At 69.6% G+C, this 11,423-nt stretch carries 11 protein-coding genes and 1 pseudogene; 5 read left to right on the forward strand and 7 right to left on the reverse strand.

Going from position 1 to position 11,423, the window contains the following annotated elements:
• Positions 1-639 (reverse strand): HAD family hydrolase (locus tag P7D22_RS20625; RefSeq protein ID WP_319936142.1); only part of this gene is annotated, 639 nt, incomplete at its 3' end.
• Between the two features lie 200 nt (positions 640-839).
• Here P7D22_RS20625 and P7D22_RS20630 point away from each other — a divergent pair.
• Positions 840-1,034 carry a hypothetical protein gene (locus P7D22_RS20630; RefSeq protein ID WP_319936143.1) on the forward strand — a complete coding sequence of 65 codons (195 nt, stop codon included), beginning with the start codon at positions 840-842 and terminating at the stop codon, positions 1,032-1,034.
• 39 nt (positions 1,035-1,073) lie between these two features.
• Positions 1,074-1,973 (forward strand): metallophosphoesterase, encoded by a 900-nt coding sequence (locus P7D22_RS20635; protein WP_319936144.1) that lies wholly within the window; start codon positions 1,074-1,076, stop codon positions 1,971-1,973.
• Positions 1,974-1,986: 13 nt separating this feature from the next.
• Here the strand turns inward: P7D22_RS20635 and P7D22_RS20640 are convergent, their stop codons facing one another.
• Entirely contained in the window at positions 1,987-2,598 is a 612-nt protein-coding gene (locus tag P7D22_RS20640; protein WP_319936145.1) for a L,D-transpeptidase, read from the reverse strand.
• Between the two features lie 172 nt (positions 2,599-2,770).
• Here P7D22_RS20640 and P7D22_RS20645 point away from each other — a divergent pair, with 172 nt between their 5' ends.
• Positions 2,771-3,763 carry a histone deacetylase family protein gene (locus P7D22_RS20645; protein ID WP_319936146.1) on the forward strand — a complete coding sequence of 331 codons (993 nt, stop codon included), beginning with the start codon at positions 2,771-2,773 and terminating at the stop codon, positions 3,761-3,763.
• On the opposite strand, the gene ribB is transcribed toward P7D22_RS20645, so the two are convergent.
• Entirely contained in the window at positions 3,729-5,030 is a 1,302-nt protein-coding gene (gene ribB / locus P7D22_RS20650) for a 3,4-dihydroxy-2-butanone-4-phosphate synthase (protein ID WP_319936147.1), read from the reverse strand. The genes P7D22_RS20645 and ribB overlap by 35 nt on opposite strands.
• Positions 5,031-5,370: 340 nt before the next feature.
• Between ribB and P7D22_RS20655 the strand changes: the two genes are divergently transcribed.
• A complete protein-coding gene (locus P7D22_RS20655; RefSeq protein ID WP_319936148.1) occupies positions 5,371-6,903 on the forward strand; it encodes an FAD-dependent monooxygenase in 1,533 nt (510 codons plus the stop codon).
• Positions 6,904-6,957: 54 nt separating this feature from the next.
• On the opposite strand, the gene aroC is transcribed toward P7D22_RS20655, so the two are convergent.
• From aroC to P7D22_RS20675, 4 genes are all read right to left on the reverse strand, one after another.
• Positions 6,958-8,046 (reverse strand): chorismate synthase, encoded by a 1,089-nt coding sequence (aroC, locus tag P7D22_RS20660; RefSeq protein ID WP_319936149.1) that lies wholly within the window; start codon positions 8,044-8,046, stop codon positions 6,958-6,960.
• 84 nt (positions 8,047-8,130) lie between these two features.
• Complete coding sequence (locus tag P7D22_RS20665; protein WP_319936150.1) at positions 8,131-8,433, reverse strand: BrnA antitoxin family protein; 303 nt, start codon at positions 8,431-8,433, stop codon at positions 8,131-8,133.
• Positions 8,420-8,695, reverse strand: a complete 276-nt coding sequence (locus P7D22_RS20670; protein WP_319936151.1) for a BrnT family toxin — start codon at positions 8,693-8,695, stop codon at positions 8,420-8,422. Before P7D22_RS20670 ends, P7D22_RS20665 begins: the two co-directional genes overlap by 14 nt.
• Positions 8,696-8,776: 81 nt before the next feature.
• Positions 8,777-10,852 carry a molybdopterin-containing oxidoreductase family protein gene (locus tag P7D22_RS20675; protein WP_319936152.1) on the reverse strand — a complete coding sequence of 692 codons (2,076 nt, stop codon included), beginning with the start codon at positions 10,850-10,852 and terminating at the stop codon, positions 8,777-8,779.
• A gap of 130 nt (positions 10,853-10,982) precedes the next feature.
• Between P7D22_RS20675 and P7D22_RS20680 the strand changes: the two are divergent.
• Positions 10,983-11,423, forward strand: a pseudogene (locus P7D22_RS20680) (alpha/beta hydrolase); the annotation flags it as partial.

An 11,423-nucleotide genomic window follows, 5' to 3' on the forward strand; every position in this document is an offset into this window, starting at 1 on the left:
TTCGAGCATGGTGCGGGTGGCGGGCCCGGTCAGCACCGCCACCGCGACGGCGCCGGCGACCCGCGCCGCCTGCATGTCGTGCAGGCTGTCGCCCACCATGGCGATCCGGCCGGGCGGCACGCCGAGGCTTGCCGCAAAGGCCAGCACCATGCCGGGGCCGGGCTTGGCGCCGTGCCCGGTGTCGTAGCCGGCCAGAAAATCCATGTGGGCGTCGAGCCCGAGGGCCATCACCTGGGCGCGGCCACTCGCCTCGGAATCGTTGGTGGCGAGGCCGAGCTTGAGCCCGCGCCGGTGCAGCGCCTCCATGACGGCGCCGGGCGCGCCGATCGGCGTCAGGGCCCGCAAGGTGGCGTCGGCGAAGTGGCGGTTCATGTCGGCCAGAAAGGCGTGGTCGTTGGGGCGCTCGAGGATGGTCGCCCAAAGGTGCAGGTAGTCGTCCGGCGCGCCTGCGATCAGCGGCGAGGTGGGGTGGAAGCGCCGTCGCGGCGCATCGTAGTGCAGCGCCGCGCCGAGCCGCTCGAAGCGGCCGGCATCGCCGGCGCTGAGCAGGGTCATCACGGCGTGGGTCCCCTCCCCCCAGGTGGCATCGAAATCCACAAAGGTGCCATCCTTGTCGAAGAGGATACCGGCCAAGGTCACGGGAAGATCTCCGAACCGGCAAAGGCCGGCCTGCCGGGTGACCGCATAACACGGCAGGGCTCCCGGATCATCCACAGGCCCGGTTTGGGACGCCGCCGGCGGGGTCGGCTTAGCGCTTCGTTAGACTCGATTCCCCAAGGTTGACACATCCTTCACCAAACCGGCGCCCCGTCCGGTTTTCGCCATCTGGAGCCCCTACCATGCCGCAAGGACAGCCGCGCGAGCCGCAAGCGCGCAAGATCGAGGACGCGCGTGACCTGCAGGCCAAGCTTTACCGCGAGATCGGCATTTCGGCCGTCGCCGCGGCCCTGCGCTTCACCACCCAGCCCGACAGCATCGTACCGACCGGCCCCCGGGCAGCCCTGGCGCTCCGCCGCTCCGACATCGCCGCCTGAGGCGCCAAGCGGCCGCCGCAAGGCCGGCCACGGCGTTTCATGATCAGCCGCCGCCAGTTCCTCGTCGGCGGCGCCGGCTTCGCGGCCGGCATCGGCACCACGGCGGCCTATGGGGTCGGGGTCGAGCCGAACCTCGTGCCGGCCGTCCGCCGCTACAGCCTGGAGCCGGAGGGCTGGCCCGAGGGGCTGCACCTGCGCATCGGCGTGCTGTCCGACTTCCACGCCTGCGAGCCCTGGATGTCGGCCGAGCGGCTGCACGGGATCGTGGCCCAGATGAACGCGCTCGCGCCCGACCTCGTGGCGCTGCTGGGCGACTTCAGCGCCGGCCACTATTACGTCACCGGACCGGTGATGCCGGCCCAATGGGGCGAAGCGCTGGCGGGCCTGCGGGCGCCGCTCGGCAGCGTGGCGATCCTCGGCAACCACGATTGGTGGCACGGCCCCGTGCCCGGCATGCCGGGCGGCCCCGCCGAGATCCGCGCCGCGCTGAAGGCGCGCGCCATCCCGCTGCTCGAAAACGACGTGCTGCCGGTCATGGTCGGGCGTCAAGTCGTGTGGATCGCCGGGCTGGCCGACCAGATGGCCCACCGGGTGCGGCGCGGCGAGGTGCGGGGTGCCGACGACCTCGGCGGCACCCTGGCCAAGGTGACGACCGACGATCCCATCGTGCTGCTGGCGCACGAACCCTTCGTGTTCCCCATGGTGCCGCGCCGCGTGGCCGTGACCTTGTGCGGCCACACGCATGGCGGCCAGATCTGCTTGCCGGGCATCGGCGCCCCGTTCAGCCCCACCCGCCGCTACCGCTACGGCCACATCGTCGAGCGCGGACGGCACCTGATCGTGTCCGGCGGTCTTGGCGAATCGGGCTTCCCGGTCCGCATCGGGGTGCCGCCCGAGATCGGGCTGATCGAGCTCGGCAGCCCCGGACTGACGGTCTGAAAACCGACGGTCGTCACATCACCATGACGGTAGCGCCCGGCTTGACGCGATTATACAGGTCGATGACGTCGATGTTGCGCATGCGGATGCAGCCCGACGAGGCGCCATGGCCGATGGTCTCGGGCTCGTTGGTGCCATGGATGCGGTAAAGCGTATCCTTGTCGCTGCTGTCGTAAAGGTAGAGCGCGCGGGCGCCGAGCGGGTTGTTGGGGCCGCCGTCGAGGCCGCCGGCCTCCACCACGGGCTTCAGGTGCGGCCAGCGCTTCAGCATGTCGGCCGGCGGCATCCAGCGCGGCCATTCGGCCATGCGCTTGACCGTGGCCTTGCCGGTCCAGCCATAGGCCTCCTTGCCGGTCGAAACGCCGTAGCGGATCGCCTTGCCGTTGGGCAGCACGTAATACAGCAGGCTTTCCTTGGTATCCACCACCACGGTGCCGGGCGCCTGGCCGGTGACGTCGTCGACCTGGTAGCGCTCGAAATTGAGGCCGTTGCTGGCGGTCGGCACCTCGGCCAGGAACTGGGCGTCGCGGGCCGACAGATGCGGATCGGGGGTCGAGGTATACTCGCAGCCGCCGAGGGCCACGGCGGCCATCAGGACCACCATCCAGGGTCCAGCCTTGCGCATCCTCATCCCGTTTCTGCCCGTTTCGCACCCGCCCATGGGTGCAGCCCCGACGATGACCCATGTAAGGGGGGAAAGCAAAGAATGCGGCGGTCTCACGCGTTGCGGCGGAGCGAAAGCCGCAAGCCGTTGCTCAGATGCGACAAATGCCGTTCCCGACGGCGCAAAGGATCCCATGGCGACGACCTTGTTCCACCATGCCGACACCCTGCTGCACGACATGGGATTGGGCCATCCCGAGCGGCCGGACCGCATCAGAGCCATCCTGGCGCGGCTTGACGGTCCGGATTTTGCGGCGCTGGAACGGCGCGAGGCGCCCGAAGCCACGCGCGCCGCGCTCGAGCGTGTCCACCCGGCCGCCTATCTCGACATGCTGGATGATCTCGCTCCGCGCGACGGCACGCTGGTGCGCCTCGACGGCGACACGGCGATGAACAACGGCACGCTCGCGGCGGCACGCCGGGCCGCGGGCGGCGCGGTGGCGGCGGTCGATGCGGTGCTGGGCGGCACCTGCGCCAATGCCTTCGTGGCCACGCGCCCGCCCGGCCACCATGCCGAACCGGCCCGGGCGATGGGGTTCTGCTTTCTGGGCAATGCCGTCGTGGCGGCCCGTCACGCCCAGGTGGCGCACGGGATCGGGCGCGTCGCCATCGTGGATTTCGACGTCCACCACGGCAATGGCACCCAGGCCATCGTCTGGGACGACCCGAGCATCTTCTACGGCTCGACCCACGAGATGCCGCTGTTTCCCGGCACCGGCGCCCGCAGCGAGCGAGGGGCGCACGACACGGTGGTGAACGCGCCGCTTCCCCCCGGCGCCGACGGCACCCTGTTCCGCAGCGCGATGGAAGAGGCGATCCTGCCGCGGCTCGAAGCCTTCGGGCCCGAACTGGTGATCGTGTCGGCCGGCTTCGACGCCCACCGCCGCGACCCGCTGGCGACGCTCAGGCTCGAGGCCGCCGATTTCGCCTGGGTGACGGCCCGGCTGATGGATGTAGCGGAGCGGCACGCCGGCGGCCGCCTCGTGTCGGTGCTGGAAGGCGGCTACGACCTCGAAGGGCTCGGCCTGTCGGTCGCCGCCCATGTGGCGACCCTGATGGGGCGCGACCCGGGATCGATCCCGGCGATCGGCCTCAGCCGGCCGGATCGAGCGGCGACGTCGAGCTGATCTCGATGCCGAAGCCCGACAAGCCGACGTAAACGCGCTCGCTCGAGGCCAGCAGCTTGATCGACGACACGCCGAGATCGCGCAGGATCTGGGCGCCGACCCCCACCTCGCGCCATTCGCTGCCCCGCACGGCATCGCTGTCGGGCTCCTGGCCCGGCAAGCTGGCTGCCGGCACGCCGGCCGTGCCGTCGCGCAGGTAGACCAGGATGCCGCGGCCTTCCTGCTTGAAGCGGGCAAGCGTGCGGTCGATGGCCGAATGGTCGCCGAAGACGTCGTTCAGAATATCGACGCGGTGCAGTCGCGTCGGCACGTCGCGGCCGTCGCCGATGCGGCCATGCACGAAGGCGAAATGCTGCACGGGATCGAAGGGCGTGCGGAACGCATAGCCGGTCACCTGACCGATGGAGGTTTTTACCGGGAAGCTCGCGGCCCGCTCGATCAACTTTTCGCGCGACTGCCGATAGGCGATGAGGTCGGCCACCGAGATGCGCTTCAGGTCGTGCTTCTGGGCGAAGCTCTCGATCTGGGCCCCGGCCATCACGGTTCCGTCGTCGTTGGCGAGCTCGCAGATCACCGCCACCGGGGGCAGCTCCGCCAGCCGGCACAGGTCGACCGCCGCCTCCGTGTGGCCGGACCGCATCAACACGCCGCCCTCGCGCGCGATCAGCGGGAAGATGTGGCCGGGGCGCACGAAATCGGCGGCCCCCATATTGCCATTGCCGAGCGCCCGCACGGTGTTGGAGCGCTGTTCGGCCGAGATGCCGGTGGTGAGCCCGTGACGCACGTCCACCGACACCGTGAAGGCCGTGCCGAGCGGCGCGTCGTTGCTGGCCACCATCGGGTTGAGGTTCAACCGCCGCGCCTCGCTGGCCGTCATCGGGGCGCACACGATGCCGCAACAATTGCGGATGATGAAGGCCATCTGCTCGGGCGTGCAGGTGGAGGCGGCGCACACGAGGTCGCCCTCGTTCTCACGGTCGTCGTCGTCCGTCACGACCACGATCCTGCCTTGCGCCATCGCCTCGATGGCTTCGATGACGGATTGATGGTGGCTCATCGGGGGCATCCAGTTGGAGGGGGCGTCGAGCAGGTCGTTGGGCGTCACGACGCCGTTCGTGGCGCGCAGGATCGCTTCGGCGGTGTCGCGCGACATCCAGGCGTTGGCACCGTTGCAGATCTGCGTGACGGCCCCCGGCGTCAGGCCGATGCGGCGCGCGAAATCGCCCCGCTTCACCTTGTTGTCCCGGAGCCATGCACTCAGCTTCATCCAAGGAGCATAAACGCGAGGGAGAATTGAGCCAAGCTCCACGGCAAAAAAATTGAGTACGACTAAATTTCCTTGTTGCCCCGCCAAGGGAACTGCGTGGCTTCGCCGTCTTAGCGGCAGGCACGGTTGCCGCGCAGAACGCCCGATGCTACGCTTACCTCGTCGAAAAAGGCAGACTTGGTGTGGTCCAGCCCAAGTCCTTCCGGTGACGGAAGCTCTGTCCATGCCGCGTGCATGAGTCCCACGACGATGATCGGGTGCGCTTGTCGCATCCCGACTTCGTCCGTGTGGTTGTCGATAACGATGAACTGCTCCGGTCGAACTTGAGATGGAGCGGTTCATGGCGCAGGTCCAATCGCCGATACGCTACGATGTTGTCATCGTGGGTGCCGGACCCGTCGGGTTGTGTCTCGCCTGCGAGCTGCGCCTCGCGGATTTATCGGTCCTGGTGCTGGAGCAGGCCGCCGATCCGGGCTCTGATCTGAAGCGACTGCCTTTCGGCTTGCGCGGCCTCACTGTGCCGACCATCGAGGCCTTGGCCCGTCGTGGGCTGCTCGATGCCGTGGCGGCGGGCACGACAGCCGGCGCGCAGCAGCCCGCTGCGATCGCCCGGGACCGCCGTCCCGCCGGCCATTTCGCCGGTATCCAGTTCTTTCACGACAAGATCGATGCCGCGCGATGGTCTTATCGCCTGCCCCACCAGGCAAGCAGCGGCATGGCGGTCAGCCTGGAACACCTCGAAACGGTGTTGGCGGCCCGCGCGGACTCGCTCGGCGTCGAGGTCCGGCGGGGTTGCGCCGTCACGGCGCTGCAGGCGTCTGATGAGGGCGTGGCGGTTCAGGCCGGCGGCGAAACGGTGCATGGCGACTGGCTCGTCGGCTGTGATGGCGGCCGCAGCATGGTGCGCAAGGCCGGCGGCTTCGCCTTCGCGGGCACCGATCCCGAATTCACCGGCTATTCGGCCCAGGTCGAGCTTGCGGAGCCGGACAGTCTGCCCCAAGGCCGTCATTACACCCCGGAAGGCATGTACAGCTTTGCGCGGCCCGGAACGGTGGCCCTGGTGGATTTCGACGGCGGAGCCTTTCACCGCACCCACCCGGTGACGCGCGACCACGTGCAGGCGGTGTTGCGGCGCATTTCGGGCACCGACGTCACGCTCGAGGCGCTTCGGCTCGCCACCACCTGGACCGATCGGGCCTGCCAGGCGACCAGCTACCGGAACGGGCGGGTGCTGTTGGCCGGCGATGCCGCCCACATCCATTCGCCGCTCGGTGGGCAAGGCCTCAATCTCGGTCTCGGCGACGCCTTCAATCTCGGCTGGAAGCTCGCCGCCACCATCCGTGGCAAGGCGCCCGCCGACCTGCTCGACAGCTACGAACGCGAACGGCACCCGGTCGGAGCCGCGGTTCTCGACTGGTCGCGGGCCCAGGTGGCGCTGATGCGGCCGGCCCGGAGTTCCCGCGCGCTCGAAGCCATCCTGCGAGACCTGATCGACACGCAGGACGGCGCGACCTATTTCGCCGAGCGCGTCGGGGCGATCTCCCTGCGCTACGACCTCGGTGCCGGCCATCCGCTGGCAGGCCGCGGCGTGCCCGACTTCGCCCTGTCGGACGGAGCCACCGTCGCAGACCATCTTGCCCAAGGGCGCGGCCTGTTCCTGGACTTCGATGCCGCGGCACCCTACCGGGCCGTGGCCCAACGCTGGGCCGATACGGTCGATTGTGTGGCCTGCGAGGCCGAAAACACCCTCGGCCTGAAGGCGGCCCTGGTGCGCCCGGACGGCATCGTGGCCTGGGCCGGCACCGCGCCTGCGGACCACGAGGCGGCGGCCGGCGCCCTGGCCCGATGGTTCGGCGCGCCAAGCCCAAGTTGAAGCCACTCGGCGCCGCGAAGGCGCCCAAGTGGTTCCACTGGGCCCCGACAGACTCTAGCGCCCCGTCTGCCCCCGATGGCGCAGGAAGTGGTCGGCCAGCACGCAGGCCATCATGGCTTCGCCGACCGGCACCGCCCGGATGCCGACGCAGGGGTCGTGCCGGCCCTTGGTGAGCAGGTCCGTGTCGGCGCCGTCGCGGTCAATGGTCTGGCGCGGCGTCAGGATCGAGGAGGTCGGCTTGACGGCAAAGCGTGCCACGACCGGCTGGCCGGTCGTGATGCCGCCCAGGATGCCGCCGGCGTGGTTCGACAGGAAGCGCGGGCCTTCGTTGCCGCCCCGCATCTCGTCGGCATTGGCCTCGCCGGTCAGGTCCGCCGCCGCGAAGCCGTCGCCGATCTCGACGCCCTTCACGGCATTGATGCTCATCAGCGCGGCCGCGAGGTCGGCGTCGAGCTTGCCGTAGACCGGGGCGCCCCAGCCGGCCAGCACGCCCTCGGCCACGAGTTCGATCACCGCGCCCACCGAAGAACCCTGCTTGCGGATGCCGTCGAGGTAGTCGGCCCACAGCGCCGCAACTACCGGATCGGGGCAGAAGAAGGGATTGCGCTCGACTTCCGCCCAATCCCAGCGGGCGCGGTCGATACGGTGCGGGCCGACCTGCACCAGGGCGCCGCGCACCTGGACATTGGGGATCGCCAGCCGGGCCACGGCCCCGGCCGCCACGCGCGCCGCCGTTTCGCGCGCCGAGGAGCGGCCGCCGCCACGGTAATCGCGGATGCCGTATTTGGCTTCATAGGTGTAATCGGCGTGGCCGGGCCGGTATTTGGTGGCGATGTCGCCGTAATCCTTCGAGCGCTGGTCGACATTGTCGATCATCAACGCGATGGGGGTGCCGGTGGTGCGTTGCGGCGCCCCCTCCCCGTCCGCGAAGACGCCCGACAGGATGCGCACCCGGTCGGGCTCCTGCCGCTGCGTGGTGAAGCGCGACTGGCCGGGGCGGCGGCGATCGAGGAACACCTGGATGTCGGCCTCGGTCAGGGTCAGGCCGGGCGGGCAGCCGTCCACCACGCAGCCGAGCGCCGGCCCATGGCTTTCGCCAAAGGTGGTGACACGGAACAGATGGCCGAAGCTGTTGTGGGACATGGGACGGAACCTTTCGCGGTCCCCTTAGCGCATCGGCGCGACGGACGTCAGCCCGCGATACCGATCGGATTTGGGACAGCGATCCTAAAGGCCGACCGCCTTGCGCAAGGCTTCGCTCATGCGACCCTGCCATCCGGGCCCGGTTGCCCGGTAGGCCTCAAGCACGTCCTCATCGACGTAAAGGGTGAATGGCGCCGCACCCAGCGGGCTCAGGGCTTCCCGTCTTTGTCGCATCGCCCTGACAAGCTCGGGCAGCGCCTCGGAAGCAGGTCGCATTCGAGCGAAGTCGTCGGCCGTCAATTCAGGGCTGTCGCAAACTTCGTCCCAGTCCTCCTGCGTGTAATCAGGATTGGAAACATAACCGGGCGCATGACTAATGGCCGTCATAAAGATCGCGCTCCTTCTGGTTCGCCGGCCGGATGCTGACGAGAGACATCGCTTCCCGGCCAAGTCGCGACGCCACCACAACGACAACCAGGCAACCGCTCCACCAGCCGATGAGGGTGCTTCGGCTTCGCCCCGTGCCGCTGGCTCGCGTCGGACGCTCCAATGCAGCCTCCATATTAAAAGACGCCTCGAAGGCGGCGAAATCCAGTCCGTGCTTGTCGAGATTGGCACGTCGCTTCGGCTCGTCCCATAGAATCAACATCGATCGGACATGGGGGCGGCAGTCAGCCCGTTGATAAGTGTTCGACGATGCGTCACTGAACGACGACGTCCCAATGGCGGATCAACCCACCCGCAACGCCACCTTGATGTCATGCACCGCCGCCCCGCCGACCGGCGCCGGCGCGTCGGCCCCGGTCAGGGTGTTGATGCCGGCGCCATCGAGGTAGCGGTCGTTCGGCCAGATCGATTCCGCCACCAGCACGCCGCGCCGCAGCCCTGCGAACAGCTTGGCATGCAGGCGCACCGACCCACGCGGGTTGGCGAGCGTCACCACGTCGCCCTCGGCGATCGTGGCCGCCGCCGCGTCCTCCGGGTGGATCAGCACGCTTGGCCGGTCTTCCTTGCCGAGCGACGAAGGCGTTTCGGTAAAGGACGAATTGAGGAAGTTGCGGGCCGGGCTCGTGGCGAGGCGGAACGGGTGAGCGGCGTCGGCCGCCTCCGTCACGGCCCAATGGTCGGGGAACACCGGCATGTCGGCCACCGGCCCCGACGGCATGCCGCTCGAGGCCGACCAGTCGGCGCGGAAATGGAAGCGGCCGTCGGCATGGCCGAAGCCATCGAGGAAATGCGCCTGCGTGAAGGGCTGCTGGCAATCGATCCAGCGGTCGCGTTCGAGGTCGGCCAGCGTGCCGCGACCCGAAGCCTGCAGGGTTTCGTCGATCAAGGCGCGCGCCGTCATGCCGAACCCTCGATGGTCGGCGCCGAGCCGTGCCGCCAGGGCCGAGATCACGGCATGGTTCGAGCGGCATTCGCCCGGCGGCTCGATCAGCTTGGGGCCCAGCAGGATGTGCTGGTGGCCACCGCCCTGGTAGAGGTCGTCGTGCTCGACGAACATGGTGGCGGGCAGCACCAGGTCGGCCAGCCGGGCCGTGTCGGTCATCACCTGCTCGTGCACCACGGTGAACAGGTCGTCGCGCAGGAAGCCGCGCCGCACGGCCGACTGGTCGGGCGCCACCGTCACCGGGTTGGTGTTCTGGATGAACAGCGCGGTGACGGGCGGGCCGCCCGCGAGGGCGGCGGGGTCGCCGTTCAGCACGGCGCCGATGCGCGACTGGTCGAGCCGGCGCACGCCCGGGTCGCGCCGGTCGAGCCCCTCGATCAGCGTCTTGTCCCATTTGAACATGCCGGAATTGGAATGCAGCGCGCCGCCGCCGCGGTGTTGCCAGGAGCCGAGCACCACCGGGATCGACGACACCGCATGCATGGCGGCCGCACCGTTGCGCTGCCGGGCGAAGCCGTAGCCGACCCGGAAGAAAGCCCGGGGCCGCGCCCCCAGCAAGGCCGCGAAAGCCTCGATCTCGGCTTCCGGCACGCCGCAGATACTCGAGGCCCAGGCGGGCGTCCGGGTAGCGAGATGCGCCTCAAGGCCTGCGGGATCGTCGGCGTAGCGGGCCATATAGGCGCGGTCGGCGTGGCCGTCGCGAAACAGCGCGTGCATCACCCCGCAGGCGAGCGCGCCATCGGTGCCGGGGCGCACCAACAGCTTGACGTCGGCCTGCTGCATGGTGGGGTTGTCGTAAACGTCCACCGCCACGATGGGGGCGCCGCGTCCCTTCCGGGCCTTCACGGCGTGGGCCATCACGTTGACCTGGGTCACCACCGCGTTGGTGCCCCAAAGCACCACGCAGTCGGTTTCGGGGATCTCGCGCGGGTCGGTGCCGGTCAGCCGGCCGTGGCCCGCCATCCAGCCGGCCCAGGACAAGGCCGTGCAGATGGTGGAATATTGGTCCGAATAGCCCTTCGCATGGCGCAGCCGATTGATGCCGTCGCGCATAACGAGGCCCATGGTGCCGGCGTAGAAATAAGGCCACACCGTTTCCGGGCCATAACGGCGCTCGGCCTCGAGAAAGCGCGACGCCGTTTCGTCGAGCGCCTCGTCCCACGAGACCGGCGCGAAACGGCCCGACCCCTTCGGGCCGACACGGCGCAGCGGCACGGTCAGCCGGTCCGGGTTGTGGACGCGCTCGGCATAGCGGGCCACCTTGGCGCAGATCACCCCGGCCGTGTAGCTGTTGGCGGCGGCGCCCCGGACGCGGCCGATGCGGCCGTCCTCCACCTCGATTTCCAAGGCACAACAGGACGGGCAGTCGTGCGGGCAGGCCGAGGCGCGGATCTGCGGGCGAAGCGGCGCGTTCATGGGCGAGGTCCGGATTACCACCCGACCCTACACCGGTGCCGCGGCGGGCGAAACCGCGTCCTGCGACTGGACGATGCGCGGATGGCGCGCCATTTCGCGCGGGCTTACGGCCAGGACCCCGGGACCCGCCATGACCGATCGCACCCCCATCGGCCGCCGCCACCTCATCGCCGCCGCCCTGGGGCTTGGTGCCGGAGCTTTGTGGCCCCGTGCGGCCGGCGCCGCCCCGCCCCCCGAGGCGATGATGCTGTGGCCCGGCACGCCGCCCGGCGGCCCCGCCCCGACCGTGATTGAAGCCACCTCGCCCAAGGGATCGCTGACCGGCATCACGCAGCCGCGCCTCAACCTGCACCACCCCGACCGGCGGAACGGCACCGCGATCCTGGTGATGGCGGGCGGCGGTTACGCCCATCTCGAATCCGGCCATGAAAGCGCACCCGCCTGCCGCTGGCTGGCCGGGCTCGGCATTTTGGCGGCCGAACTGATCTACCGTTTGCCGGCCGACGGCTGGCCGTCCGAAGCACCGTTCCAGGACGCGCAGCGCGCGCTGCGCGTCCTGGAACGGTGCTTC

It is taken from the genome of Lichenihabitans sp. Uapishka_5, from assembly GCF_033947565.1.
GTDB lineage: Bacteria > Pseudomonadota > Alphaproteobacteria > Rhizobiales > Beijerinckiaceae > Lichenihabitans.

Bases quoted from the DNA above. Each gene is read 5' to 3' on its own strand.
- P7D22_RS20630 (WP_319936143.1), top strand. From the start codon at position 840: ATGCCGCAAGGACAGCCGCGCGAGCCGCAAGCGCGCAAGATCGAGGAC.
- P7D22_RS20635 (WP_319936144.1), top strand. From the start codon at position 1,074: ATGATCAGCCGCCGCCAGTTCCTCGTCGGCGGCGCCGGCTTCGCGGCC.
- P7D22_RS20640 (WP_319936145.1), bottom strand. From the start codon at position 2,598: ATGCGCAAGGCTGGACCCTGGATGGTGGTCCTGATGGCCGCCGTGGCC.
- P7D22_RS20645 (WP_319936146.1), top strand. From the start codon at position 2,771: ATGGCGACGACCTTGTTCCACCATGCCGACACCCTGCTGCACGACATG.
- ribB (WP_319936147.1), bottom strand. From the start codon at position 5,030: ATGAAGCTGAGTGCATGGCTCCGGGACAACAAGGTGAAGCGGGGCGAT.
- P7D22_RS20655 (WP_319936148.1), top strand. From the start codon at position 5,371: ATGGCGCAGGTCCAATCGCCGATACGCTACGATGTTGTCATCGTGGGT.
- aroC (WP_319936149.1), bottom strand. From the start codon at position 8,046: ATGTCCCACAACAGCTTCGGCCATCTGTTCCGTGTCACCACCTTTGGC.
- P7D22_RS20665 (WP_319936150.1), bottom strand. From the start codon at position 8,433: ATGACGGCCATTAGTCATGCGCCCGGTTATGTTTCCAATCCTGATTAC.
- P7D22_RS20670 (WP_319936151.1), bottom strand. From the start codon at position 8,695: ATGTTGATTCTATGGGACGAGCCGAAGCGACGTGCCAATCTCGACAAG.
- P7D22_RS20675 (WP_319936152.1), bottom strand. From the start codon at position 10,852: ATGAACGCGCCGCTTCGCCCGCAGATCCGCGCCTCGGCCTGCCCGCAC.